Origin of the sequence: Acidovorax sp. M14, assembly GCF_049331375.1 — a bacterium.
In the GTDB taxonomy this organism is placed as follows: domain Bacteria; phylum Pseudomonadota; class Gammaproteobacteria; order Burkholderiales; family Burkholderiaceae_C; genus Acidovorax.
In genome coordinates this window covers 735240-762225 of the sequence record NZ_CP186263.1, presented here as the reverse complement: position 1 = coordinate 762225, position 26986 = coordinate 735240, and the positions used below count along the sequence as shown (strand labels likewise).

Below are 26986 nucleotides of genomic sequence, written 5' to 3'. Positions count from 1 at the left end.
CGGATTATCGGCGCCTGCAGCAGAGCTCCGGGCCATGCGGAGCGGTCGGCTAGCTCCAGTGGTGCGGCAGGCGTACCAACCCAGGCAGTGGCTTGGGGAAAATAAAGCGGAAATGCAAGAACTGAAACCACTCGTCATACACAGCCAGCCCTGTTTCGTCGAACAAGAACGCACTGATCACATAGTCACCGCTGTGCAACGGCAGATCCGGAAAATGCAGCACAGCACGCCAAGTGCCATCGTCTAGTTGCACAGGGGCAGCCCCGTCCTCATGGGTTGCGAGCGAGGTGATGCCCACGCCCTTGGACTGCTCAATCATGAAACCAATGTGCGGCCGCTCGCTGCCTCGTCCACGCGCTGTGATCGTCACGACCAGATCCTGCCCTTGCAGCACCGCGGGCTGCCCGCCTTGGGGTTCCGCCAGGTTTTCCACGTCCACCGACAAAATGCAAGCTCCAGCCCCGGGACTTTCTGACTTCCGCGCCGCCGGCGACGAGGCAGCTTTCGCCTCTCGCGCACCTGCCTCCCCGGCCGTCAAATGTTCTACCGCGCTTCCTGATTCGGCTATCTGCCCTTGAGCGCCGTGGTCATCCTTTACGGCCGCCGCCGAAATGGAACCAAGGGGCACTACCTGCGCCGCCGCCTCCCGGTCGCGGGTATGCACGTCGTACGCTGCCAATACGCCCTCGGTGTCTCCGAACAACTCTACACGCCCAGCCTTGAGCCACAGGGCCCGATCACACAGGTGACGAATGTGATACGGACTGTGAGAGCAAAACAGGATGGTGCAGCCGTTATTGCGAAAGGCGGTGATGCGCTCTACGCACTTTTTTTGGAAGTTCTGGTCTCCCACAGCCAGCGCCTCGTCGATGATCAAAACATCAGGCTGAACGGCCGTGACCAACGCAAACGCCAAGCGGACCGTCATGCCTGAAGAGTACGTTTTAACCGGCCTATCGAGCGCTTCGCCCAACTCCGAGAATGCAATGATCTCCGGCTCCAGGCGCGCCATTTCTTCATGGCTGATGCCAATGAGGCTGCCACCAAAGTAAAGGTTGTCCCGCCCGCTGAAGTCGGGGTGAAACCCTGCCCCCAACTCCAAAATGGCGGTCACTCGCCCCACGCGGTCGATGGTGCCTCGCGACGGATGCAAAGTACCTGCAAGCAGCTTGAGCAACGAACTCTTGCCAGCGCCGTTGTCGCCAATAACGCCGATACATTCACCCCGCCGCAAATCGAAGGACACGTCGCGCAGTGCCCAATGACTGCGGTGTGTGGCACGGCCAGTAATCAGCGCCTTCAGGCGAGAGCGCGGTGACGCGTAGAGCTTGTACTCCTTGCTCACGTTCCGGACACTGAGTACCAAGTCAGGATTCGCCTTGGTCACAGCCAGTCCACCAATTGATCACGGCTGCGATCCACCAGCACGTTAAGAGCCAAGGCTAGCACAGCTATCCACGCCAACGACGCCGTCCATACTGCAAGCGGTGGCCATGCACCCTGCAAAAGCACGTGCTGGTAGCCCTGTACAAAGCCTGTCATGGGATTGAGCCACAGCACCCACCGCCAGTTTTCGGGAAACAGCGACAGAGGAAAGAGAATGGGAGACAGATAGATGCCCACTGACAACAAGAAACCCACCAACTGCACGACATCACGCAAGGCGGCAGCCAGAATGGCCAGCACATAGGCCAACACAAGGCTCAACAGCAACTGCAGTAGCAGCAGCGGCACCAACGCCACGGCGGCAAGCCGCAGCCCATGCGCCGGCAGGTACACAAGCGCCACCAGCAGCAACAAGGGGCCGTAAATCAAAGCACTGGCCAGCACGGCACGGGCAGTGAACAGCACGGGCGGTAACGGGTTTTTGTGCAGTAACCCGCCTGCGTCAATCAGGCTGGTCATGCCGCGTTGCACGGCATCACAAAACGCCATCCACGGTAGCGCGCCTACGATCAGAAAGGCGCCGACGGCACGCGTTGGCGCGTGTTCACCCAGCCGCATGCCGAATACCACATCGAACACTAAGTAATACGCAGCCACTGTCAACAATGGCTGCAGGTAGGGCCAAGCAATACCCGCCGCAGTGCCAGCGTGGCGCGCTGCCACCTCACGGCGGGTAAGCACCCAAACCAACGAACGTGCGCTCCATGCGGAGCGCAGTTCTTCAGCTAACGCGCAGTTCAAGGCTTCTTGGCTGCAGCAGATTGCTGGGTAAGCTTCTCGATAGTCGCCTTCACCGCTGGCTCGTCAAGCTTCATGGTGGCTTCGAGTTGCTCTGCCAGTTCGTTGCGCCCCTTCTGCACTTCTGACTGCTTGACCTTGGCTACTAGTGCTTCCTTTACCTCATCAAAGGACTGCTGGCCTGCTGGCTTGCGCTCTTGCAACTGAAGAATGTGGTATCCGAACTGGGTTTTAACCAAGTCACTGAAGTCACCCACCTTCTGGAGCTGGAAGGCCGCAGTATCAAATTCAGGCACCATACGGCCCTGAGCGAAGAAGCCCAGATCACCGCCCTTTGAAGCGCTGCCTGGGTCTGCCGAATGTGCCTTGGCTAGCGCAGCGAAGTCGCCGCCTGAACGCAACTGAGCCAGCAAATCCCGCGCCTCCTTCTCGGCAGCTGCGTCATCTTTGTCTTTGCCTGGAGCAATCAAAATGTGGCGGATACGCACTTGCTCGGGCATCTGAAATGACTTGGCATCCGCCTTGTACATGGTCTGTGCCATTGCCAAGGCTTTGTCATCCGGGGGCGTGTTTCCCTTATCTACAACATAGGCCAACAAAGCGTCCGACAACACCTTATCGCGCGCAAGAGCAAGAGCAGCCGCCACATCTGGGCGCTTGTCGAGACCTTCAACATGGGCACGCTCGGCAAGCACACGACGGGTGTACAGGTTGGTCACGAGCTGGTTCATGGTCTTGGTTTGCGTCAAAACCTGTGGACGCACCTCCACAGGTATGCGCTGGATGTCGGCAGCAACATCATCAGCGCTCACCTGTATATCGCCAACGCCGGGCACCTTGCCATGCGCGAGAGGCCCCGCCGCTTGGGCAGCCAAAGATAGGCCAGACACGACCAATACGAAGCCCGCTCGCAAAACCCGGCAGCGTGCATTCTGAAAAAAAGAGTTCATAGAGATTGCCCTAAAAAATGTGACTCTTCGCTAGCTCCCAGCGAAGCGCCATACCAAAAAAAAAGGCGGGTTGCCCCGCCTTTTTTTGGTTTCGCATTGCTGCGAAAAGTTCAACCACCAATCAACGGTTGAAACGGTGCGTCCAAGTGATACCGAAGGTGCTGGCGAAACCATTGCCTGCGCTGTCGTTGTTCACCTTGATGAATGCATCACCCAAAATTGGGAGGCCGCCCTTAGCAGTAGCGGCCAGAGCATTCGTGTTGTCAGCAGCAGCCGTCGCAAACGCATTGGTCGTGGTAACCACAGTCCAGCCGTTGGTGTAAGGCGTGGTCATGGTCGTAGCGGTCAGGTCACTGCTGGAGCCCAACACCTTCGAGGCCGAGAACGACAGCACGCTGGTCTCACCGCAGAAGCTCAGCTGGCTGGCAACTGCGGGCGAGAAGATAGGTGCTGCGCCAGAAGTGGTTTCTTCACGGTCGTAGAAACGCATGCTGGTTGCATCCACGCAAATGTTGCCACGGGCATCGACCCGGGTGTTCGCTGGATAGAACCACTCGTCAGCCGCGCCGGGGGCGCTAGCGGCTGTCGTCGTGTAAGCGTTGTTGATCACGCTCAGATCGGAGTACAGGCGGTAGTCCTTGTCAGAAGTCTTAGCAGCCTTGTAGTTTGCGGCCACGCTATAGCGACGGGTGGGCATAGAGAACACCCAATCCGTAGCAGCCTTGATGCCAGCGTCCAGGGCGAACTGGTTCGACACGGAAGTGCGCGACAGAGCAGCCGTCAGATTGATCGCCTGCACCTTGGGGGCATTACCAACTGCATCGATCGCAGTCACGTAAGGCGTGGACATGTCTGGGAGGTCCACAAACAGAGGCGTCACCACTGGACCGGTGGTCACAGTCGTCTTGTCCTGAAGAGTGTAGAACTGGCGCAGCAGCGGGTCAGCCGTGAACGAGTCAGCAGCGGTACCTGCACCGGCAAAGAACGTGGCAGAACCAGCGCTCGTCTGCGGGAAGTGCACGAAGTTGGCGGCACCAGCAGCGCCACCGGCAGCCACGCGGGCCTCGATAGCCGTTGCGGAGCCAGAGAAGGCAGTGGATTGAGCCAGATTCAAGATGTACCAGTCAGCAGCCAGACCAGTGGTGGATGCACCGAAGCCGACAGCGTTGGCATTAGCGCCAACAGCAGCGTCCTTGACCGTGAAATTAGTCAGAGCGATATCATTCAGTGCAGTACGGGCGGCAGAACCTTCCACCGAGCAAGGAGCCACGCCATTCACGTGCTTCGTCAGCGTGTAAACAACCGAATTGGCGCCTGCATCAGCAATCTTGCCATCCTTGTCGAAGTTCTTGTTCGACGGAATGTCAGCCATGTTGAAAATTTCAACATAACCTTCACGCGTACCGTTCACGTTGTCCGCAGCATTCAGACGAGCCGTGGAGAACGAAGCACCGGCCGCAGGAATTGCAGGCACCGTGCAAGTCTTATCAGCGCTGTACAGCGTTGCAGTACCGCCAGCACCTTGCGCCACAGCACCAGTCCAGATGTCACCTGGGGACAGGTAAATCTGGAAGTCCATGATGTCGTCAGAGTTGGCAGCACCACGGAAGCGAATCTTCACAGCCTTACCGCTGTTTTGATCGGTGTTGCTCAGGTGCAGAACGGTCATGTTGCCGTTTTGTGCCGTGAAGTAAGGCACCACCAACATGTGACCCACATTGCCAGGATTCACTTCCAGAACCGTCGCAGGGGCCTCAGTGCCAGCATACGTACCAAACACGTCACCCTTAGCGACAACACCAGCCGCTGCAGGCGTAATGACCGATGCCTGCGCGACGCCGGCGAAGCCGCCAATCATGGCAGCAATGCTCAGTGCCAATACATTTTTTCTCATGCTTTAACTCCAGTTGAATAAATTAAGCGCAACTACCACGATTGATTACGCCCAAGAATGCTAGCACAGTTCTTTTCAAACTCGTCCAAGATTCCACCCCCGCTACATTCCTGTTGCCCCAAAGAGACACTCAGTAAGCATCGATGGCGGGCCAGTTGCCGGGATCGCAATCAAGATCCTTGAATATACAGAAGCTCAGCAGGTTGCGGACAGATTCTGCGCAAAGCGCGCAGACCTTAACGTTCGAGTGTTGTATACGCGCACTTCCCGAAAAAAGTCAGATCTACCAGCAATCTGCAAACAGCCGCCTTCAGGCTTCACGGCGCCATGTATCGCCACCACTGCCCTTGCTCCGACACCCAAACATCGTCCATGTAATTTGTGATCACCGGCAAAGTCAACCCCGGAACCGCGGGTTTACCCGTGATGGCAACACGAGCAGTACATTTTTCCGCCTCACAAGTCACCGCACCTACTTCCACCTTTTCAGCAGCGATACCTCTGCTGTTGCTTTGCACAAACTCCTTTTCACTCCGTATGCCTCGATAAGAGGGCGAGAGGAGTGCATAAGCGCCCTGCGGATCGGCCTTCAGCCGGGCATTCCAGAATGCAGTTGCCCGTTCTTTGACCTGCTGCTCAGGGGTAGCCGGGCCAAGCGCAGCACACCCAGCAAGAACGACAGCAGCCATGCCACCAGCAATGGGCCCGGTCAGAGAGGACAACGAAAGATTTTTCATACAGATAAATTCCTCTTTTTTGATGGTTTATGGTTGGTTGGTGTTTGACAAACAAATGGATGCGTATCTACACGATCAACACGGATATCGACTGCTACTGCACCCCTGGCGCGCCAGCCCCGGACGTACCAGGGGCTTGACGGCCCTTGGCGCGGTCGCGCAATTCGATGATATCCAGACCCCGGAGACGGTCGCGCAGTTCCTCACTGGCCTCACGAATTTCAGGGTCTGTGCGCACTACCCTAGGGGTAATGACGACCAACAGCTCGGTGCGGCCGCTGGTGCTTGTGGTAGCACCAAAGAGCCCGCCCACCACGGGCAAACCGCTTAGCAAAGGGACTCCAGAACGACCGCTGGATGCATTGTCCTTGATGAGTCCGCCTAACACGATGGCTTCGCCGGAGCGCACAGCCACCTTGCTGCTAATCTGGCGCTGTAGGAAGGCGCGTTGACCTGTGACGGTGTCTTCATCACCTACGTCGGTGACAGACTGGGTGATGTCCATAGTCACCAGGTCGCCCGAGTTGACAGAGGGTTGCACGGCTAGCTGTACCCCGGTGTCCTTGTACTGATATGTCGTCGTGGTGGAGTTGCCCACCGTATTGAGGTTGGTAGTCTCTCCGGTGCGAATGGGTTGCTGGGTACCCACGGCAATGGTTGCTGTCTGATTGTCAAGCACCATAAGCGACGGGCTAGAGATGACCTTGATCAGCGACTTGGCAGCCAGCGCATTGAGGGTGACACGCATGTTGCCCAGGGTATCCTTGAGCGTGTAGGAGAACCCGCCGGCCGAGTTGGCCGGCAGCGCACCCACAAGGCCGCTGCCCGGACCGCCGCGATGGCTGTCCGAAAAAGCCCATTGCAGGCCGTACTTGAGGTCGTCACCCAAAGTGACTTCGATAATGCTGGCTTCAATAAGAACCTGGGTGGGCGGCAAGTCAAGCCGCTTAAGGGTGGACTCAATCTTCAGAAACTCGGCTCGGGTGCTCCACACCAAAATGGAGTTGTTTTGCTCATCGGGCATGACGCGCACACCGCCTATGGTGGCCGCCACAGCGCCTTGCGTTCCAACTTGGCTGTTGTTACGGCTTTGATTGGAAAAGGCGTTCACGCCCACACCACCGGAGCCGAAACTGTTGCCCGCGCCTAACACGCCAGTGCCATAACCTCCCCCTGCGCTACCTAGTACAGCTCCGCTGCCTAGCGACTGCTGCCCAAAAGAGGTACCCACACCCGAGCGCAAACCAGGCGCCACGCCACTATTGGCCACAGCCCCACTTTGCTGGCCGCTACCAAAAATGCCAGAAAGGACGTTGGCGAGGTGCTTGGCATTGCCGTTTTGCACGCGATAAATGAAAAGCTGAGCTTCAGCGCCCCCGTCGCTTGGCTGGTCTAGCTTTTCGATCCAGCGGCGCGCTTCTTCAAGGTAAGCCGCACGCGGCGTAACCACCAGGATGGCGTTGAGCCGCTCTACAGGCATGATGCGCAGCGCACCAAAGACAGGATTGCCCTCGCCCAACATGGCAGCAGCCGAGGCACCAGAAGTACCGAGAGACGCCCCGCCAGAACTCCCAGCGCCGGATGCAACAGCCCCCCCTGCGGCACCGGAAGCCTGCGGCGCGCCACTGACAAGACGCAAAGCGTTTTCGACTTCTTTGATGGTGGCATGTTTTAACGGGAACAGCCCCACAGACATACCCTTGAGCAGGTCCACATCAAAAGTATTGACGAGGTCGAGCCAGCCTTCGGCCTGAGTACGGCTACCTCGAAGCACCAGCAAGTTGCGCACGTTGTCCACGCGCACAATAGCGTCACCCGGTGCCAGGGGACGCAGGATAGCGGCCATCTCACCCGCACCTATGTACTGCAAAGGCACGATGACGGTGCCAAAGCCTGGGGCCAGTTGAATGCCTTTGCCTGCCTGCCCTACAGCGCCAAGACCCAAATTTTTGAGAGTGTCAATGCGACCGACATGGTACGTGCCACGGGTATCGCGCACCATGGCCAGTCCATTGGCTTGTAGGGCGCTCTCAAGCAAAAAGACCGCCTGATCCGGCGCTACAGGCGTGCGAGCGACCAGAGTCACCGTGCCACTCAGCGGCGGATGGAGCACATGAGGAACCTGCATGATGTCACCCAAGACAGTGCGCACCACTTCAGCGACCGGGGCTTCTTCAAAGTTGAGCGCGAGCGGGTTTCCGCCGACGTTGGCGCTCGGCTTGGCAGGTGCTATGACCTGATCGTTGCCCTTGATGTAACGGGGCTCACTGACTGCAGGGACTGGCTTTGGTTCGGCGGCTATCGATGGCGATGACGGAGAGGGCGCAGGGGCAGACGTTGTCGTCTTGTCACCTTCCGTCTGAATATTGGTTGATGTGCTCCCGGCAGCCTGTACAGGAACAACGGCAGTCGGTTGCTGAGGAGCCTGGGCGCACGCGACCTGGAGGGCCGCCATAGCCGTCACGGCAAGAAGTTGTTTGGTGGAAGTCGTCATGGATTTACACGAACCCTCGGGGCTTGGGTGGATCACGAGCATGCTTTTAGCGGATGCTGCCGCCAAAAACAGGTTGCGGGCGAGGCTTAGCACCATTGCTAGGTACTGCGGGCTGCGCTGGGGGTGATAACTCGCTCGGAGCTGTTGGCACCGCCACGGGGGCCATTACGGTTTGCGGAGGTGGCGAAACTGGCGCAGTTGCAGGCTGCGGCGCGATTGCCGACGGGGACTGCCCTGTGAAATTAGAGAGCTTACCTTTGAGCAAAGGCAGGGTGCGCTGACTGCTGCCGCTGCTGAAAGTAGCACTCTGCTGGTCGATGGCAGAGAGCGTCCAGCCTTCGATTTGTTCGCGAATGCGTACGCGCCGGTCCTTGCCTCCGATATTGAGAATGACTCCCCCTGCGCCCGGACCTGTATACAAGCCCGTGAGCCTGGCGGTACTTAGGGTATCAGGAGGAGGGGCCTCCACGGCTTTGGGAGGGGGGGGCGGTGGGGGCGGGCGACGAGTAATGGTGAATAGAGGGCGCTCCAGAATGGCCATGAAAGCCCCGGTGTTCGCAGGCACTACGCTAGGGAGTTCTGGCAACATAGAAGCATAGTCGGAGGTCTGAGGCGCGGGGCGTTGCCATTGCAGGTTACGCACCTTTCCGTCAGGTCCTATCCAGAGAGCCGCCAGCGCGAGTATGAGGACAAAGTTCAACCCCACGATAACGTGGAGCGCGTACCGGTTTAAAGCGTTCATGAGCGCTCCCGCAACACGCTGAAATTAAACTGGGCGGCAAGTTTGGGCGCCACGCGGTTATTTGCCTGATTCAATGCGCCCACAAGTTGTATGTTGATGTCGTCAAGGAAAATGGCGGGCTGCTGGCCGCTCAGTACGGCCAGCGCACTTTGTAAGGCAAGCATTTCTCCTTCAACGCGTACAGAAAGAGGAATGCGGTCGAAGCCTTTGCTCTCCTTGGAGGGGAGCGCCTGACTGCTGATGACCTGCAGGCCCGCCGCCTCGAAGATGCTGCGCACCCTCTGCTGTGCGAGGTTGCCCGTCTGGGCATCATCTTGCGTGGCAGGATAGACATATTGAGCGCGCAAGGCCTGAGCTCGCTGCAGGGTTTCAGACACGTCCGCAGCCTGGGATTCAAGCCCCATCAACCGCGCGTGGCGAGGCTCAATGCGAGCCAGATTGTCGCGAATCCAAGTGTGTTTGCCCCATACGTACATGCCACCCCATATGAAGGGAAGCAGGGCAAAGGCAATCGTCAGCATCAAGATGAAACCCCGGCGCCAGGCAGACTTGTTCATGACTTGCTCCCTGAAGCGGGCAGGGAAGGCTGCTGGGCAGCCGCAGAAGGAGTGGACGCGGCATTTCCAGGCGCAGGCACTTGAGGTGAAACACCAAAAACTCGTGGATCTACCAAGAACTCGATGGTGAAATTCTCTTTGGAGTCACCGCCAGAGCGCATGGCGGGACTGGGTGCGCGCACCTCGCGCACCCCTTCTTGCTCACTTAATAACTGCATGAGCGCGGAAGCGTTGGCGGTAAGGCCAGTGATGGTAACTTTTTGCTCCTTGAGAACGAGATTCTGAAGAGCCGTGTCGTCTGGCAGGGCCCGAGTAAGTTTGTCGAGTACTCGCAGCGGCTCTATGCGCGCCGCTTGGAGTTCAGCCAGCACACTCAAACCGTCTGCGGCCTTCATCAAGGCTTCACGTTGCATCACGAGGGGCGCTGTCTTCTTAACCAGCGCCTCATGCTGCGTATACGCATCAAGTGCACGAGCGCGCAGCTGAAATGAGGGCGTAATGGCAATCGCGCCCAACAATGCACATGCAGTTGCCAAAAATGCATAACGAGTGAACCGCCCGCGAGCCATCTGAACACGACGGGAAGACTCTCCAAAGCCCTGCATGACGATGGGCGCGTCGGTGGAGACGGACACCCACACTTCTGGCGCAATCGAACCAGTGATACGGTGGGCCTGAGCATTGAGATACGCGAGAACATGTCTGCGGGAGGCAAGTGCGATATCAGCGGTAGCGCCCCCCCCCGATAGAGAACGGGTTCGGTAACCCCAGACCAAATCTGCCTCAGAAAATGGGCTCACCGACTGGACGTGCAACGCGATGGCCCCATGGAGATCCGTTTCTCCAATAGGGGGCAGACTCCGTGCAACCTGTAGAACGAGATCGTGAGGCAATTCAACAGCGATGAGCTGCGTTTTGATGGCTTTTCTGGAGATATCTTGTTTTGAGCCCCCTAACCACACGGACTCACCACCATCCGCCTGCAGAAGCCGTACGGGAACAATCGGGGTAAACCATGACAGCGGCGCGTGGTCTTGCGCGTGCGCCCACGCTTGCCTCACCTCGCGCCACAGGGAACGAAGATCTTGGCCCAAGAACAGGGCATTGGACTTTGTCATGGTCATACGGAGATCAGGATTTCTTGGAGGGCGGGGGCTCCACAATGGTGAGCTTCTGGAAGATGTGCCAAGGCGCACTGTCGTTGGATCTGGCAGACACATCCACGTCATGCGAAACCCGCACTATGACTCCGTCCGCCATTGGCACATAAACCTGCAAGCGCAGGATGCGCGTAGCCGCGTTATCGACAAGGCTGCTGTCCAGCCCAGATGTGTCTACACCAACAGCGCCTGCAGAGCGGTCTGCCGCTATCTTCTCCGCAACCGCACGGTTGCCTCCACTCAAAACCGCCAGGACTTCAACCGGAGCTGCAAGTGGATTGACGCGGCCTGAACCATACAGATCGGCCGTAAGAAGCGGCGCGAGTCTAGCATAGAGGTCGTAATCGAACCCTGGGACCTGCATGAGATCCTCTGTTGCCTCAAAGCGATACGGGCGGCCTTGGTCGTCGCGCCGCTGGCGCGCCTCGATGACTGCCTGCGCTGCCGCCTGGGCTCCTTGCGCAGATAAACCTCCAGCAATGGTGAAAGTTTTCTCAAGCAATGAGGGGCCAGCAGCGTTGATATCCACCAGCCCGTTCAAGGGCATCCAATGGACCTGCATAGTGACGCCCCGGTAGACCACTGCAGTGTGATTGATCTGGGTGAAAGACTGGGGACTTGCGGTGAGTGCCTGCAAAGCGATCTGTATAGCCCCTTCCCCCAATGCCTGGGCTTCCGTTTTTTGCCAGCCCAAAGCTGCCGTACGCGCCTCAAGCCGAATGGAGCTGGTGATCCCCGTAGCAACGATAGTGAGGAAAGCAACCATCCAAAGTACGGCGACTAGCGCCATACCAGACTGCCACATGTACGCGGGCCTGGATGCATGGCGCCCATTCATACGGATCCCCCGAATACCGGCCCCCTGATGCGACCGTCGCTCGCAGGCAGGGCTCGGAGGGGCACGATGAGCTCGGGCCAATCCCCATTAACCGTTTGCACATTAACGGCTATGCGCGCGGGCATTCTATCCAGAACCGTCCAAGGAGCACCCCATTGCACAGGTTCGTCCACGGCGTCCTCATATTTGAAAGAGAGAGTTTTAACTCCTGTTGCCAACGATGTACTGGGTGCACCAACCCAATTCAGCTGTGACACAGAACCACGCCAAGGCAAATATTGAAGCAAGAGCGTCTGATCGCCTGCAAGATACAGGCGAAAGTGGTGGCGTCCACCTACTCCGTAGCGGGCAGGCATGACGCCTACCCACTGCACCTCAGAGGCCGCGCCCACGAAGTAATATTGGCTGCCACCGGGCTCAAGAATGCCCACTCTTTTTTGCGCCGACACACGTCCAAGCACGGCTCGTATGAAATCGCTGGCAATGCGCAAATCATCGATACGCTCCAAACGCGCATCGACGCGCTCTTCGGTTTGAGCGGCAGTGCGCATGACCGATGCAAGAGTCAAGGTGACCAGCGACAAGAGTACGAGGACAACGATTAACTCAACCAGTGTGAACCCTCGCGATGAAGATGACAGTACCCTAACGGTCATCTGCGAATTTGTGGTGAAGACCTGCGCTGCGGTCGCAATGTTGTGAGTTGAAGGTTGCGTTCGCGACCGCCGTGTTCCCACGTAATAACGATGGCAAGTTCGTACAAAGGCACAACCGAAGGTCCAGACACACCAGTGTTGTAAGGCGCACTCTGGATGAGCCAGCGGTACCCACCGCTTGCGCCAGATTGTTGCAATCCACCCTCCGGCACAGTGTCGCGCAAAGCAAGCAGTGACTGAGCCAAAGCAACCGCACGCTCTCGCGCTTCGAGATCACCAACACTCCGCGCACTACCGCCCATGATGCGATAAATCATGCCAACTGATAGGGCCATGATGGCGAATGCCACCAATAGCTCTAACAAGGTGAGGCCATGCTGCCGATGGCGCTCCATCATGGCAGCAACACCTCTTGCGTAACGCGACCGGAAAACCAATCCACACGCAGCCGGACCCCAGAACCAGGGGCGCGGAGCACTTCAATACTGCCGCCAGTTGCCCCCCCCGACGGAAGGAAACGTATCGCGGCTTGGCCGCCAGGGGCAATTTCGCGATCTGCGACGACAACGCGCAACTGAAGTGACTCCGGCAGCTGCTTGGCCGGCAGCCCATCCAATCCGTACTGGCGACCTTGAAGGTCAAGAGTGAAGCGGGCTTCACGCCCCTCGGTTATAGCGATAACACGCGCAGAGCGAAGCTGGCTGGCGATGGTACGTACAGTATCGCGATACTGTGATGCTTCGCGCATGCGCCCGTAAGCTACAGGAGCTAAACCCGCGATGAGCGCCATGATGGCGAATACCACCAGCAACTCCACCAGCGTGAAACCGCGTTCGCGCCGCATGAAAAACTGAGCCTTGATCAGGCAGCGCTTTCAGGGCGTATTGCGAATGTCTGCATTTTCGCCTTCACCACCGGGAGCACCATCGGCACCAAAGGAAGTAAGCTCAATTTTTCCTCCGTTGTTAGCGTAACGGTAGGGGTGGTTCCAGGGGTCAGAGGGCACGCCTCCCTTGAGATAGGGACCATTCCACCCGTTAACGCTACCTGGCTTTTTGACGAGTGCGTCCAATCCCTCCTCAGTAGTTGGGTAACGCCCCACATCAAGTTTGAAAAGCTCAAGCGACTTGTCGAGATCGGCGATCTGTACACCCGCCGTTTTGGACTTAGCGCCACCCAGTTGGCCCAGAACACGGGGTCCTACCAAGCCAGCCAGCAACGTGAGGATTGCCAGCACCACCAGCAACTCAATCAGCGTGAAACCTCGCGAACGCCGCGCTGCAGACACCGTGCCGCGAACACGGCCTAGACTTGTATTCACCATGGGTGAAGAATCCTTGGACAAACAAAAATTATATGGCGAGGTCATTGATAGACAGAATTCCGAGCAGGATGGACACGATGATCGCCGCAATCAGCACGCCCAGCACCAGAATGAGCACTGGCTCGACGAGCGTCAAAAGCCGTTTGATGCCAGTTTCGACTTCTCGGTTCAATATATTCGACAGTTCCAGCATCATGGGACCGATGCGACCAGTCTCCTCCCCCACCCGGATGAGGTTGATGGCCAAAGGCGCAAAGATGCCTGTCGCTGTTACAGCCTGCACTACTTTGCCCCCTTCTTTCACGATCGGAGCCACCCGGCCAAGGGCATCCTGAAGCACCGTGTTGCCCACCGTTTCGGTCGCAATGTGAAGCGCCGTCAGCATAGGAACGCCATTGCCCAACAACGTCCCAAGAGACCGAGAGAAAAGGGTCAGCTGGTACTTGAGGGCCAAAGGCCCCATCAGCGGCAAACGCAGTACAAGGGTTTGCCACCAACGACGACCCGCAGGTGACTTGAGCCAGCGCAGGGCGGCCCACCCCAAACCTGCCAGCATCACCGCCACTACCAAACCGTACTGGGTGAACGCATGCCCCAACCCCATCACAAGGCGGGTCGGCAACGGTAATGCATCACCCATGTCAGTGAACAACTTTTCAAACTGCGGGACCACGAAGCCCAACATGGCAATCAGCGACAACACCGCCACCCCCAGCAGGATGGCGGGGTAAATGGTGGCTGAAATGACACTGTCCCGCAGCGCACGCTGGCGCTCCATATGTTCAACCAAACGATCCAGTACCGCAGACATTTGTCCGCTGGCCTCCCCTGACCGAATCATGTTGATATAGAAGTCACCAAACAAGTCTCTGTGTGCGGCCAGTGCGCGACTGAGCGGCGTACCGCCTTTGACGGCATCCAGAATGCCCTGCACCAAGGCCGCAACGCTGGGCTTGTGGCTCATGTCAATGAGTACGCGCAGCGCGTTGTCCAGGGCCAATCCAGCACGCAGCATGATGGCCAGCTCAGACGTGAGAGCCAGCACATCGGGTGCAGTGACCGGCCCCCGGGCCTGGCGACCCTTGGGCTGTGCGAAGCGTCCAAGAGAATCGGCCTGACCGGTCGCACCCTGCAGAGGAACCGCTGCGCCCGCATCGCCGATATGCAGCGGAGTCATGCCTTGGTCGCGCAAGTGTTTCAGCACCTGAGCGGGTGTGGCGGCTGCAAACCGCCCTTCCTCTACTTTTCCCGCGCTGTTGGCGGCACGCCAGGCGAACTCAGGCATCGGACTGATCCTGCGTCACTCGCGCCAACTCATCCAACGTGGTGCTGCCAGCAGCCACCTTACGCAGGCCATCTTCATACAGACTGAGCATGCCACTCTGAGCGGCGATGGAGTTGAGGACATTGGCATCACGGCCTTCGATGATGGCCCGGCGCATAGGTTCATCGATCGATAGCAATTCATGGATGCCCGTGCGGCCCCGATAGCCGGATTGGCGGCACTGCTCGCACCCAACCGCCCGGTACACGAGCTTGCCTGGCGCACAGAAACGCGAAAGCCCAGTACTCTCGCGAACCTCATCGCCCGGCTCATAAGCTTCTTTGCAGTGCTCGCAAAGCGTCCGGACCAAGCGCTGCGCGAGAACGCCGTTGACCGCCGAGGTGATCAGATAGGGCTCCACGCCCATGTCTTGCATGCGAATCACCGCGCCCGCGGCGGTGTTGGTATGCAGCGTGGACAACACCAAGTGACCCGTCAATGCAGACTGCACTGCGATTTGAGCGGTCTCCCCGTCCCGCATTTCGCCAATCATGATGATGTCGGGGTCTTGCCGCAAGATCGAGCGCAAGGCGTTGGCAAACGTCAAGTTGATCTGCGAGTGAACCTGAATCTGGTTAATGCCTTCGAGCTGATACTCCACCGGATCTTCGACGGTGATGATTTTTTGCTCGGTTGCATCAATCTTCGCCAAGGCCGCATACAGGGTGGTGGTCTTGCCAGAACCGGTCGGGCCAGTAACCAACAAAATGCCATGTGGGCGGGCCAGCAGTTGGTTGAAGCGCACCAACGTGTCTTTTTCGAAGCCCATTTTTTCGAGCTCCAGCCGCACACTGGCCCGATCTAGGACCCGCATGACCACACTTTCACCGTGAACCGTAGGCACGGTGGAAACGCGCAAATCCAGCTCGCGCCCCTTCACGCGGGTCTTGATGCGCCCATCCTGCGGCAAACGGCGCTCCGCGATATCGAGATGCGCCAGAAGTTTGACGCGTGAGTTAACGGCCGCAGACAGGCGCGGTGGCACCAATTCGCCGGGGTGAATCACGCCATCCACGCGATAGCGAACATGCAAGCCATCATCGAATGGCTCCAAGTGGATATCCGAAGCGCGAAGGTCAATCACGCGTCCAATGATGGTGTTGACCAACCGAATGACAGGCGCCTCGCTCGCGAGGTCTTTGAGATGCTCAACAAAGTCCCCGCCATCCAGCCCGTCGCCAAAGCCGTCGTCCGCATCTTCCGCCTCCTCAACCGGCTCGACCAGAGCTCTTTCAATATCGCTCTCAAGAGCAAGGTGAGGTTGAATCTTTTGCCCTGTGGCGAGGTGCAGCGCCTTGACCACAAACGCATCCTGCGGCACAGACATGGCAACATGCAGCACGCCATTCTCCAGGCGTAGCGGATAGATGGCATGGGCCTGCAGAAACTCAGGCAGTAACCCCTCGACCTCGGGCATAAGATCAGGAAAACCATCCGCCTGCACCAAAGGGACACCCAGTTGACGGGCCAACGCACCTGCTACATCTCCGTCGGACACCAGTCCCAAGCGAACCAGCACACGCCCGAGCATCCCACCCATTTCCTGCTGGGCGGACAGCGCCCGATCCAAGTCGCGCGACGAAAGCTTCCCCGCCTGCACAAGAAGTTCGCCAAGCCTGGGGCGTGGTTCGGTGACCTCATCAGCCGGTTCGGCCAAATGTGTGTTTGTCGTCATGAAAAGTGTTGAAACGGCCCCGAAAAATGAGGCACAAACTATAGGCGCACGGGCGTGCCCCCATCCAGCAGAGCTTTGGCAGGAGTGTAGCTTCGCTCTTGGATAGCCCATGTACGCATAAGCGGCGCCTCGGTGCGTACAACAGCGGCGGCGACGCCCAAGATCGACAAACGCTACAAATTGAGTAGCTTAAAAACCATGAAATACTAGCGCTACCCTAGCCTTCTATGAACAAACGCCTCTGCAAGCGCCCTACTGCCTTAGCGGCGAGGCAGACGTACCTGGGCACGCAGACCCCAGGTTCACTCCATACCTTGATTTGCTATGAGTTCTCATGATTCAGCTGACCGACTGATGCCCCTGGCGGTCTTCATTGCCGGATGTAGCGCCCTTGTTGCGGGCGCCATGGGCGCAGTCCTTCTGTCCAAATACGCGACTGGCGACGCTGCCACCAAAGAGCAGATGCTGCTTGCCCCCATGATCGGGGCGATAGATACCTGCATTGCCACACCGGAAGGCTCCCCGTCACATCCTATGGATGACTTAGCCCGCAGTTGCGGAGGCCCGCAGGGTTCTGCCGCGGCATTGGTGGAGTCCACACTCTCAACGCTACAACCCCAGACGGGGGGGCAAGGCCGCTATCCGTTGGGCTACACGCTGCCAGTACCGCTACTGAAATTGTTTCATCAAAACCCCCAAGGACATTGGGAGATAGATGGGCGCCTGATCAATCGTCTGGTCCGAACGATCCGCGACACGGAAAGACCGTTGATTCTGTACTTGTTCTCGACCCACTTTTCGGCAGACGCCCCTCTGGAACAGGTCTTGGCCCAAGACAGCCGGAACCTGGCGCAGACACGCGATGGCCCTCTCGGACAAAGCAGCTATTACGGTGCGCCTCTGTACAACTGGAGTTTTGCGAGTACCCAGAACGAGTTAACGGAGCGCCGCACACAAGCGGCCCGGGCCGTCCTGGGTGCCGTGTGCCAACTCCCGGCACACGACATCGCCAAAGTGCGGGGCGTGACGCTACTGGGCGAGCTACATCACCTGTTCCCAAACTTTGAGAGTGGCATGGGGTTTGCGCCCCCCTATCGGGTAACGGACTACAGCCCACACTCTGTCACTGCATTTCGCTCGTTCCTGCGCCAAGAATTTCAAAGCATCGAGAAATTCAACCGAGCGATGGGGGCGGATTACGCCTCTTTTGACCAAGTCGTCCCCCCCTCCAAAGACATTCGCACCGAACCATTGCAGCGATACACAGAACACATCGATTCTTTTGCGCAAGGAACCCTGCCAATTTCTGGATGGGCCTATGTTCCGCACACCGAAGGATCAGGACCGGCCTGGGTGCATGTGTTTCGCAACGGAGTGTTCGTAGGCAAAACGCCGGTGAACAAGGGGCGGCAGGATGTACTGAAAGCAAAGCCCGAATTTGGCAGCGCCGACACCGGTTGGCGTCTGGACATGGATTTCCGACGCCTGCCTGCTGGCATGCATCGCATCGACGTTTTTCTGGAAGAGGCTCCGGGACACCTCACGCCTCTGGGCACACGGCGTATCGCCATCATGGACAGGGCACAAACCCCACCCAAAGAGCTACCTCAACAACCACTTCCACTCAGCACGGCTGCCGTGCCCTCGCCTCTTGCGAGCATCGACATGCCTGTTGATGAATCATCGTATTACTACAACCCCTTGGTACCGCTGTGGCATCAATTCAGAGGGAAACAGGTGGTGAACTATCTTCGTTTTTTTGACGATGTCGTTCATGAGTCGTGCCTGAGCAAGACACCCCATTACACGCACCAGATCGTTCCTTTCGCCAATCCCAGTTGGGACGCGCACAAGTTCGCCATCGATGCATCGCTGCGCGAGCAGAACGGGATACGCCTCGGGGTGAGCCTGTACGGAGATGCGAGCTACGGGCAAGCCTTTGGGCGTTGGTACCGGTCCACAGGGCGCAGAGGCTATGGAGTCACGGAATTTCACCCCCTCAAGGCCATGGATACACCGACGCTTCAGCGCACATTGGAACAGCACGCTGCCCGGGGTGCCGAATTCTTGTCTTTTTTTATGGAGCCGCGCTGGGAGGGCAAGCTTGTGGCAAGAGGCCACAACATCTTTTCGTTCGACCCAGACAACCCCCAATTCGGATCTGACGCACTTTACGAATCAATGCAGCAGGCACTGAGACAAGGAGCCGCCAACCTGCCGCGCCCATAACAAATGAGCCACCAACGTCAGGGAAATACCTCGGCTTCGGACAGCTTGATCCCTTGAGCATCTTTGGCGGACAGGCGCGGCTCAGTGGTCAGCCGCCAATCAATGGCCAGCGTGGGATCGTTCCACGCGATACACCGCTCGTGTGCGGGCGCGTAGTAGTCCGTGGTCTTATAGAGGAACTCGGCCGTTTCGCTGAGCACGACAAAACCATGCGCGAATCCTGGAGGCACCCACAACTGTCGGTGATTGTCGGCACTGAGTTCCGCTCCTACCCACCGCCCGAACGTCGGTGAACTGCGGCGGAGGTCCACCGCCACATCAAACACAAAACCACTGGCAACGCGGACCAACTTCCCTTGAGGCTGCTGGATCTGATAGTGCAAACCCCGCAGCACCCCGTGGGCGCTGCGACTGTGGTTGTCCTGGACGAACTGGTAGGAGGTACCTGTCGCCTCGTTGAAGTCCCGCTGATTGAAGCTTTCGTAAAAAAACCCCCTTGCATCTCCAAATACCTGGGGCTCGATCAGTACGACATCTGGAATAGCCAACCGTGTAACTTGCATGAGTAGCGCCTATCAGTAAATCTTGTCTTTGAGCAGGCGCATCAAGTACTGGCCATAGCCACTCTTGACCAGCGGTTGGGACAGGCGCTCCAACTGCGCACTATCAATCCATTGGGAACGCCAAGCGATTTCTTCGGGGCACGCAATCTTCAGTCCCTGGCGATGCTCCAGCGTCGCGATGAACTGGCCGGCCTCCAGCAGACTTTCATGCGTACCTGTATCCAGCCACGCGTAACCCCGCCCCATGATCTCTACACTCAACTGCCCTTGCTCCAGGTACAAACGGTTCAAGTCAGTGATCTCAAGCTCTCCACGCGGTGAGGGCTGGAGTGTCTTGGCCATCTCAACCACTTGATCGTCGTAAAAATACAGACCCGTGACCGCATAACTGCTTTTGGGTTGTGCAGGCTTTTCCTCCAGGGACAGCACTTTGCCCTGGGTATCGAATTCCGCCACGCCATAACGCTCGGGGTCCTGCACATGGTAGGCAAAAACACTGGCCCCCACCGCTCGCTGCCGGGCGTTGTTCAACAGTTCGTGGAAGTCGTGCCCGTAAAAAATGTTGTCACCCAACACCAGAGCACTGGGAGCTCCACTCAAAAAGGCTTCGCCAATCAGAAAAGCCTGCGCCAAACCGTCGGGGCTGGGCTGCACCGCATACTGCAGGTTCAAGCCCCACTGGCTACCGTCACCCAGCAACTGCTCAAAACGAGGCGTATCTTGCGGCGTACTAATGACGAGGATGTCTCGAATGCCCGCGAGCATCAGCGTACTCAGCGGGTAGTAAATCATGGGCTTGTCGTAAACCGGCAGCAATTGCTTGCTGATAGCCAGGGTGGCCGGATGCAAGCGAGTGCCGGAACCTCCAGCCAGGATGATGCCTTTGCGTTGCGTCATATGAGGGTGCCGATCAGAGAATTTCAGCCAGCATGCGCGCCACGCCCGCTTGCCAGTGCGGTATCTTCAAGCCGAAGGTGGCCTGCAGCTTGCCGGTGTCAAGGCGCGAATTGTGCGGACGCACAGCGGGAGTGGGGAACGCGCTCGTCGGAACGGGTGCAATCTCACTTGCTTTTATTTTGATAGCAGGTTGCGTAATCTGTGCCTGCGCAATCACGAATTTTGCGTACTCGTTCCAGTTCGTTGCACCAGCTGCTGCGCAGTGGTACAGGCCTGCGTCCTGCGGACGCTGCTGCAAGTGGCGCAGTGCATGCGCCGTCACGTCGGCCAGCAGGTCGGCCCCCGTGGGCGCCCCCCACTGGTCGTCGATCACGGTCAGGCGATCGCGCTCCTGTGCCAGGCGCAGCATAGTCTTGGCGAAGTTGCCGCCACGCGCTGCGTAGACCCAGCTGGTGCGCAGAATCAGGTGCTTGGCACCGGCCTCAGCGATCAGCTGCTCGCCTTCGAGCTTGGTGCGGCCGTACACGCTCAGCGGCGCAGGCGGGTCGGTTTCGACCCAAGGGCGGTTGCCACTGCCATCGAAGACGTAGTCGGTGCTGTAGTGCACCAGCCAGGCGCCTAGCTTGGCCGCCTCCTGCGCAATGGCGCCAGGGGTGGTGGCGTTCAAGGTGCGTGCGAAGTCTGCCTCGCTCTCGGCCTTGTCCACGGCAGTGTGGGCTGCGGCATTGACGATGACGTCGGGGCGCAGGGCGCGCACCGTTTCGGCCACACCGGCGGGGTTCGCGAAGTCGCCGCAATGCTCAGTGCTGTCGAAGTCCAGCGCCGTGACCGCCCCCAGCACGGACAGGCTGCGCTGCAGCTCCCAGCCGACCTGGCCGCCTTTGCCAAACAGCAGGATGTTCATGCGCGAGCGTCCGCAACGGCTACGGGCTGCTGCTCGTACTGAGTCTCTACCCAGTCGCGGTACGCACCCGTCTGCACGTTGGCCACCCACTCGGCATGCTCCAGGTACCACTGCACGGTCTTGCGGATGCCGGTGTCGAAGGTTTCGGCGGGCTTCCAGCCCAGCTCGCGCTCGATCTTGCGTGCATCGATCGCGTAGCGGCGGTCGTGGCCGGGGCGGTCCTTCACGTAGGTGATCTGGGTGCGGTAGCTCTGGCCGTCAGCGCGGGGGCGCAACTCGTCGAGCAGGCCACACACCATGTTCACGATCTCGATATTGGGCTTCTCGTTCCAGCCGCCCACGTTGTAGGTCTCGCCGGGGCACCCGGCTTCGAGCACGCGGCGGATGGCGCTGCAGTGGTCCTTCACATACAGCCAGTCGCGCACCTGCATGCCGTCGCCGTACACCGGCAGGTTTTTGCCGGCCAGGGCGTTCACGATCATCAGCGGGATCAGCTTCTCGGGGAAGTGATAGGGCCCGTAGTTGTTGCTGCAGTTGGTGGTGAGCACCGGCAGGCCGTAGGTGTGGTGCCAGGCGCGCACCAGGTGGTCGCTGGCCGCCTTGCTGGCGCTGTAGGGGCTGTTGGGCTCGAAGCCGCGGGTTTCAGTGAAGGCCGGATCGGTGGGCGAAAGCGAGCCGTACACCTCGTCGGTGGACACGTGCAGGAAGCGGAAGGCCGCACGCTCGCCCTCGGGCAGCCCGCTCCAGTAGCCGCGCACCGCTTCAAGCAGGCGGAACGAGCCGACGATGTTGGTCTGGATGAAGTCCTCGGGCCCGTGGATGGAGCGGTCTACATGCGACTCGGCCGCAAAATTCACCACCGCGCGGGGCTTGTGCTCGGCCAACAATCGAGCCACCAGCGCCGTGTCACCAATGTCTCCTTGCACAAAGATATGACGCGCATCCCCTTGCACACTGTCCAAATTGTGCAGATTGCCCGCATAAGTAAGTTTGTCGAGGTTAACAACAGGCTCACTAGAGGCAGCGAGCCAGTCAAGGACAAAGTTGGCGCCAATGAAACCCGCGCCGCCGGTTACCAGAATCATAGGGAGGCTGTGTGTGATGCCCGTTGGGCAAGGCCTGTGATTATCCCTGCCCGCCTGACCTCTGGGTAACAGATTTCAACACGGGCCCCTTGGAGGAAGGCGGCGCAGCTTCAGAAATGGATGCCACGCATCATCTGCTGCAGTGCCACGGCCTCGGCCGATAGCTGTGGTTTGGCGTCCTTGCTGCCCTTGGCCGCCGTGGAATCCGGGAACATGCGGAAGCTGGTGTTCATGGTGATCTGGGCCACGCGCGGCACCAGTGCGTGCAGCAACTGCCCGGTGATACCCAGGCGCGTGGCGATGCGCACGGGCTTGAAGATGCAGGCCTGGGCAATCATGTCGGCCGCCTCTTCCGGTGCCAAGGTGGGTACGTTGTTGTAGATCTTGGTGGGCGCGATCATGGGAGTGCGCACCAGCGGCATGTTGATGGTGGTGAAGGTGATGCCCTGGTCGGCAAACTCGCTCGACGCGCAGCGCGTCCAGGCGTCCAGCGCCGCCTTGCTGGCCACATAGGCCGAGAAGCGCGGCGCATTGGTCAGCACACCGATGGAGCTGATGTTGACCACATGCCCCTTGCGCTTTTCCACCATGCCTGGCAACAGGCCCATCGTCACCCGCAGGCAGCCGAAGTAGTTCAGCTGCATGGTGCGCTCGTAGTCGTGGAAGCGGTCGTAGCTCGACTCGATGGCGCGGCGGATGGAGCGGCCCGCGTTGTTGATCAAAAAGTCCACGCCGCCATGGTTGTCGATGAGCAATTGCACGAAGCGGTCGCAATCGGCCATGTCGGCAATGTCGGCCGAATAGGCGATGAACTGGTAGCCCTTGGCTTTGGCCTCGGCACAGGCCTCGTCCAGCTTGTCCTGGTCTCGGCCGCAAATGATGGTGGTGGCGCCCGCCTCGGCAAACTTGTGCGCAGCCGCCAAGCCAATGCCGGACGACCCGCCCGTGATCAGCACCACCTTGCCCGCCACCGTGCCCTTGAGCGTGCGGTCGATGAACAGCTCGGGGTCCAGGTGGCGCTCCCAGTAGTCCCACAGGCGCCAGGCGTAGTCCTTGAGGTTGGGGCACGAAACGCCTGAGCCCTTGAGCGCCGCCAGTGTCTCGCGGCAGTCAAAGCGTGTGGGGTAGTTCACGAAGGTGAGCATGTCCTCGGGCAGGCCCAGGTCCTTCATGACCGCGTTGCGCACCCGGCGCACGGGCGCCAGCGCCATCAGGCTCTTCTTCACGCTCTTGGGGATAAAGCCCAGCAGCGCAGCGTTGACGAACAGGTTCATCCGCGGCGCATGGGCTGCGCGGCTGAAAATGTCCAGCACATCGCCCACGCGGTAGCCCACCGGGTCCACCAGGTGGAAGCACTTCTTGCCGATGTCTTTCTGGTGGCTAATCACGTTGAGCGCATTCACCACGAAGTCCACCGGCACGATGTTCACACGCCCGCCCTCCAGGCCCACCGTGGGCATCCAGGGCGGCAGCAGCTGGCGCAGGCGCTGGATGAGCTTGAAGAAATAGTAGGGGCCGTCGATCTTGTCCATTTCGCCGGTCTGGCTGTCGCCCACCACCATCGCGGGGCGGTACACCGTCCAGGGCACCTTGCAATCGTGGCGCACGATTTTTTCGCTCTCGTGCTTGGTCTGGAAGTACGGGTGGTCCAGGCCCTCGGCCTCGTCAAACATGTCTTCGCGGAACACGCCTTCGTACAGGCCGGCGGCTGCGATGGAGGAGACATGGTGGAAGTGCCCGGCATCGATGGCCTTGGCCAGATCCACCGTGTTGCGCGTGCCCTCGATGTTCACGGCCACCTGGGTTTCCTCATCGGCAGCCAGGTCGTACACCGCAGCCAGGTGGTAGAAGTGGTCGATCTGGCCCTTGAGCTTCTTGACATCGTCGGCCGCCACGCCCAGCTTCTTGGCCGTGAGGTCACCAAACACGGGAACGGCGCGTGCAGGGCCCACGCCCCAGAAGCTGCGCAGGTCGGCCACCTTGTCGGCACTCTCCTTGCGGATCAGGAAGTGGACCACCGCCCCCTTGCGCTCCAGCAGCTTCTTGACCAGCCGCTTGCCAATGAACCCTGTTGCCCCCGTCACGAAATACTTCATGGATAACTCCTCTGAGATAACTTCATTCTTGCCCAAGGCCTGCGCACCCCGATTCAGCAGAAACCCGCGCCGATGCTAGGCGGCAAGCGCCCTCCCCCGCTAGGTGGCACGCTCTACATTTTTAGGAGCGCGTGCCTACACCTTGCGCACCGTGCGGCGTACAGTGCGGCCATGCGTCGAAGGCAAAATCGCCCCGGCAACCCCAACCAACCGCACCACGGAGGCCTCATGGTCAAGAAACTGCAGAAACTCAGCGCTGACAAGAAGAAGAGCAACGCCCAACTGTCCAGCACCGTCAAGGACTCCGCCCAGCAGATCTGGCTGGCTGGCTTGGGTGCCTTCTCCAAGGCACAGGAAGAAGGCGGCAAGGTATTTGAAGCCCTGGTCAAGGAAGGCCTGACCATTCAGCGCAAGACCCAGGCCGTGGCCGAAGAAAAGATCACCGAAGCCACCAGCCGCGTGACCACCATGGCCAGCGACATCGGCTCCAAGGCCCAGGGCCAGTGGGACAAGCTCGAAAACATCTTCGAAGACCGCGTGGCCAAGGCCCTGGCCAAGCTGGGCGTGCCCTCGGCCCGCGACCTGGAAGCCCTGAGCGCCCGTGTGGACGCGCTGGCCAAGGGCAGCAAAGCAGCTCCAGCCAAGGCTGCGGCCAAGCCCGCTGCCAAGGCTCCTGCCAAGAAAGCGGCCGCAAAGAAGGCCGCTCCTGCCAAGGCTGCGGCCAAGCCCGCTGCCAAGGCCCCCGCGAAGAAGGCTGCAACCAAGAAGACCGCAACACGTGCCGCTGCCGACACTGGCACCAGCACGCCGTCGGCCAGCTGATCAGAGGCTTGCCGCTGGCAAGCACCCAGCCCGCACCAAGCGGTCCACGCGCCACAGCGCCTGGGCCGCTTTTCTTTTATTGGTGAAACCCATGAAGTGCGCTACAAGCAGCCTGGATGCTGCACGCGCGCACTTTGCTCATGTCGCACTGCAGCATGACTGCGTGGGTTAGAGTAGCCATCAGAGACACCGAAACAACGAAGTACAACGACGCGAAGGGCCCGCACACATGGTGAAGAAAGCGCCACGCCGCACTGCAGAACGCATTCTGGAAGTGACGCTGGACCTGTTCAACCGGTTCGGCGAACCCAACGTCTCCACCACCCTGATTTCGGCCGAGCTGCGCATCAGCCCCGGCAACCTGTACTACCACTACCCCGCCAAGGACGAGCTGATCAACGCGCTGTTTGATCGCTACGAAGCCTCCCTCACCGAACTGCTGGCTGCAGCAGATGGCGTGCGCAATGTGGAGGACGCCTGGTTCTTCATGCACTCGCTGTTCGAGCTGATCTGGCAGTACCGCTTTTTGTACCGCGACCTCAACGACCTGCTGTCCAAGAATCGGCGACTGGAGACCCACTTCCAGGCCATCCTCAAGAACAAGACCCGCGCCGTGCGCGCCATGCTGGACGGCATGGGGCGCGCAGACGCACTGCACATCGACTCGCGCGAGCTGGAGGCCACGGCCACCAGTATGGTCGTGGTGCTCACCTACTGGCTCAGCTTTGAATACGTGCGCGACCCGCGCCGTGCGCTGGAGCCCGAAAGCGCCCAGGCCGCGCTGCTGCGCGGCGCCCACCATGTGCTGAACCTGCTCATGCCGTACCTGGAAAGCGGCCAGCGCGCCCACTTGCTGGAGCTGGTCGGCGCCTACGCCGCAGTGCCAGGCTGATGCAGAGACAGCCCACCACAGACACCCCACCACAAGAACTTCCGGAGACACACACCATGGCCAAATGGACCCCCTTCCCCCACGCCGGCGACTACCAGTTCGACGCTGCGAGCGTCAAGAAGCACTGGGCACGACTGCATGGCGGTGATGCAGAACCCTGCCCCAAGGACGCAGCCGTGCTGGAAGCGTGGGCGCTGTTCCATAACGGAGACTTCGAGAAGGCGGCAGCAGCAGGCCTGGCCGCCGGTGGCGCAGGCATCACTGCGGCCAACAAAGCCACTTCCATCTACGCCAACTACCTGGAGCCCAAGGAAAAGACGCGCCTGGACCTGTTCATGCAAGTGGCCGAAAGGGCCGAGGCCCAGGCCGCCGCAGAACCGAACAATGCCAACGCCTGGTACTGGCATGCGTATGCTCTGGGCCGCTACAGCCAGGGCATCAGCGTGGCCAAGGCGCTGGCGCAGGGGCTGGGCGGCAAGGTGAAGGAGTCGCTGGAAAAGGCCATTGCCCTGTCACCCAAACATGCCGATGCACGCATCGCTCTGGGCGCCTTCCATGCCGAGGTGATCGACAAGGTGGGTTCGCTGATTGGCGGCATGACCTATGGCGCCAAGAAGGACACGGGCCTCAAGCTGTTCCAGGAAGCGCTCAAGCTCAATCCAGGCTCAGCCATTGCGATGATCGAATACGCCAACGCACTGGTCATGCTGGAAGGCGACAAGAAGATGAAGGAAGCCACCGCGCTCTACGAAAAAGCCGCCACCGCCGAGCCCATGGATGCCATGGAGCGGCTGGATGTGGAAATGGCGCGGAGTGAACTCGAAGAAGAATAAGTTCGGTACATCCCCCTGAGGCGCTTCGCGCCTTCGCCCTTCTCTCGACTGACTACGCCATTCGGGAAGTAGGACGACACCTTCGCTGCGGGGCGGCCCTTGCTCGGCGCGCCTGGCGTGGGCAGCGCCA

At 59.4% G+C, this 26986-nt stretch carries 24 protein-coding genes; 4 read left to right on the top strand and 20 right to left on the bottom strand.

All coding sequences use genetic code 11. From position 1 onward, the window contains the following. Positions 1-49: 49 nt before the first annotated feature. From ACOYR4_RS03585 to gspE, 15 genes are all read right to left on the bottom strand, one after another. On the bottom strand, positions 50-1387 hold the full coding sequence (locus ACOYR4_RS03585) for an ABC transporter ATP-binding protein (RefSeq protein WP_422848662.1): 1338 nt from the start codon (positions 1385-1387) through the stop codon (positions 50-52). Further along, positions 1384-2187 carry an ABC transporter permease gene (locus ACOYR4_RS03580; protein WP_422848661.1) on the bottom strand — a complete coding sequence of 268 codons (804 nt, stop codon included), beginning with the start codon at positions 2185-2187 and terminating at the stop codon, positions 1384-1386. Before ACOYR4_RS03580 ends, ACOYR4_RS03585 begins: the two co-directional genes overlap by 4 nt. Beyond that, entirely contained in the window at positions 2184-3134 is a 951-nt protein-coding gene (locus ACOYR4_RS03575) for a peptidylprolyl isomerase (protein ID WP_422848660.1), read from the bottom strand. The genes ACOYR4_RS03580 and ACOYR4_RS03575 overlap by 4 nt, the downstream gene beginning before the upstream one ends. Positions 3135-3255: 121 nt before the next feature. Continuing rightward, on the bottom strand, positions 3256-5028 hold the full coding sequence (locus ACOYR4_RS03570; protein ID WP_422848659.1) for a cell surface protein: 1773 nt from the start codon (positions 5026-5028) through the stop codon (positions 3256-3258). A gap of 317 nt (positions 5029-5345) precedes the next feature. Continuing rightward, positions 5346-5765, bottom strand: coding sequence for a hypothetical protein (locus ACOYR4_RS03565; RefSeq protein ID WP_422848658.1), 420 nt, complete (start codon positions 5763-5765; stop codon positions 5346-5348). 94 nt (positions 5766-5859) lie between these two features. Next, positions 5860-8259, bottom strand: coding sequence for a type II secretion system secretin GspD (gspD, locus tag ACOYR4_RS03560; protein ID WP_422848657.1), 2400 nt, complete (start codon positions 8257-8259; stop codon positions 5860-5862). A 738-nt stretch (positions 8260-8997) separates the two neighbouring features. After that, complete coding sequence (gene gspM / locus ACOYR4_RS03555; protein WP_422848656.1) at positions 8998-9558, bottom strand: type II secretion system protein GspM; 561 nt, start codon at positions 9556-9558, stop codon at positions 8998-9000. Continuing rightward, positions 9555-10676 (bottom strand): PilN domain-containing protein, encoded by a 1122-nt coding sequence (locus ACOYR4_RS03550; RefSeq protein WP_422848655.1) that lies wholly within the window; start codon positions 10674-10676, stop codon positions 9555-9557. The genes gspM and ACOYR4_RS03550 overlap by 4 nt, the downstream gene beginning before the upstream one ends. 13 nt (positions 10677-10689) lie before the next feature. Further along, positions 10690-11523 carry a general secretion pathway protein GspK gene (locus tag ACOYR4_RS03545; RefSeq protein WP_422848654.1) on the bottom strand — a complete coding sequence of 278 codons (834 nt, stop codon included), beginning with the start codon at positions 11521-11523 and terminating at the stop codon, positions 10690-10692. A 29-nt stretch (positions 11524-11552) separates the two neighbouring features. After that, positions 11553-12212 (bottom strand): prepilin-type N-terminal cleavage/methylation domain-containing protein, encoded by a 660-nt coding sequence (locus ACOYR4_RS03540; protein WP_422848653.1) that lies wholly within the window; start codon positions 12210-12212, stop codon positions 11553-11555. Continuing rightward, positions 12209-12610 carry a PulJ/GspJ family protein gene (locus tag ACOYR4_RS03535; protein ID WP_422848652.1) on the bottom strand — a complete coding sequence of 134 codons (402 nt, stop codon included), beginning with the start codon at positions 12608-12610 and terminating at the stop codon, positions 12209-12211. The genes ACOYR4_RS03540 and ACOYR4_RS03535 overlap by 4 nt, the downstream gene beginning before the upstream one ends. Further along, positions 12607-13056 carry a GspH/FimT family pseudopilin gene (locus ACOYR4_RS03530; protein ID WP_422848651.1) on the bottom strand — a complete coding sequence of 150 codons (450 nt, stop codon included), beginning with the start codon at positions 13054-13056 and terminating at the stop codon, positions 12607-12609. Before ACOYR4_RS03530 ends, ACOYR4_RS03535 begins: the two co-directional genes overlap by 4 nt. A gap of 30 nt (positions 13057-13086) precedes the next feature. Next, entirely contained in the window at positions 13087-13536 is a 450-nt protein-coding gene (gene gspG, locus ACOYR4_RS03525; protein ID WP_422848650.1) for a type II secretion system major pseudopilin GspG, read from the bottom strand. Positions 13537-13564: 28 nt separating this feature from the next. Continuing rightward, positions 13565-14821 carry a type II secretion system F family protein gene (locus ACOYR4_RS03520; RefSeq protein WP_422848649.1) on the bottom strand — a complete coding sequence of 419 codons (1257 nt, stop codon included), beginning with the start codon at positions 14819-14821 and terminating at the stop codon, positions 13565-13567. Continuing rightward, positions 14814-16535 carry a type II secretion system ATPase GspE gene (gene gspE / locus ACOYR4_RS03515; RefSeq protein ID WP_422848648.1) on the bottom strand — a complete coding sequence of 574 codons (1722 nt, stop codon included), beginning with the start codon at positions 16533-16535 and terminating at the stop codon, positions 14814-14816. Before gspE ends, ACOYR4_RS03520 begins: the two co-directional genes overlap by 8 nt. A 324-nt stretch (positions 16536-16859) precedes the next feature. Between gspE and ACOYR4_RS03510 the strand changes: the two genes are divergently transcribed. Next, positions 16860-18764: a hypothetical protein gene (locus ACOYR4_RS03510; RefSeq protein WP_422848647.1), complete on the top strand. Its 1905-nt coding sequence runs from the start codon at positions 16860-16862 to the stop codon at positions 18762-18764. A 17-nt stretch (positions 18765-18781) separates the two neighbouring features. Here ACOYR4_RS03510 and rfbC read toward each other — a convergent pair whose 3' ends face one another. The 5 genes from rfbC to ACOYR4_RS03485 all read right to left on the bottom strand — a co-directional run bounded on the left by rfbC (position 18782) and on the right by ACOYR4_RS03485 (position 24309). Next, positions 18782-19327, bottom strand: a complete 546-nt coding sequence (gene rfbC, locus ACOYR4_RS03505; protein ID WP_422848646.1) for a dTDP-4-dehydrorhamnose 3,5-epimerase — start codon at positions 19325-19327, stop codon at positions 18782-18784. A 12-nt stretch (positions 19328-19339) separates the two neighbouring features. Next, on the bottom strand, positions 19340-20224 hold the full coding sequence (rfbA, locus tag ACOYR4_RS03500; protein ID WP_060985279.1) for a glucose-1-phosphate thymidylyltransferase RfbA: 885 nt from the start codon (positions 20222-20224) through the stop codon (positions 19340-19342). 13 nt (positions 20225-20237) lie between these two features. Next, a complete protein-coding gene (gene rfbD / locus ACOYR4_RS03495; protein ID WP_422848645.1) occupies positions 20238-21128 on the bottom strand; it encodes a dTDP-4-dehydrorhamnose reductase in 891 nt (296 codons plus the stop codon). Next, positions 21125-22213 (bottom strand): dTDP-glucose 4,6-dehydratase, encoded by a 1089-nt coding sequence (gene rfbB, locus ACOYR4_RS03490; RefSeq protein WP_422848644.1) that lies wholly within the window; start codon positions 22211-22213, stop codon positions 21125-21127. The genes rfbD and rfbB overlap by 4 nt, the downstream gene beginning before the upstream one ends. 110 nt (positions 22214-22323) lie before the next feature. Beyond that, the gene (locus ACOYR4_RS03485) at positions 22324-24309 is read right to left on the bottom strand and encodes an SDR family oxidoreductase (protein WP_422848643.1); all 1986 of its coding nucleotides are present in this window, start codon (positions 24307-24309) and stop codon (positions 22324-22326) included. A gap of 228 nt (positions 24310-24537) precedes the next feature. Between ACOYR4_RS03485 and ACOYR4_RS03480 the strand changes: the two genes are divergently transcribed. The 3 genes from ACOYR4_RS03480 (at position 24538) to ACOYR4_RS03470 (ending at position 26856) form a co-directional block, all read left to right on the top strand. Beyond that, the gene (locus ACOYR4_RS03480) at positions 24538-25131 is read left to right on the top strand and encodes a phasin family protein (RefSeq protein WP_110961506.1); all 594 of its coding nucleotides are present in this window, start codon (positions 24538-24540) and stop codon (positions 25129-25131) included. A 229-nt stretch (positions 25132-25360) separates the two neighbouring features. Further along, positions 25361-26023: a TetR/AcrR family transcriptional regulator gene (locus ACOYR4_RS03475; protein WP_015012420.1), complete on the top strand. Its 663-nt coding sequence runs from the start codon at positions 25361-25363 to the stop codon at positions 26021-26023. Between the two features lie 56 nt (positions 26024-26079). Continuing rightward, entirely contained in the window at positions 26080-26856 is a 777-nt protein-coding gene (locus tag ACOYR4_RS03470; RefSeq protein ID WP_291442325.1) for a hypothetical protein, read from the top strand. The last annotated feature ends 130 nt before the right edge of the window (positions 26857-26986 follow it).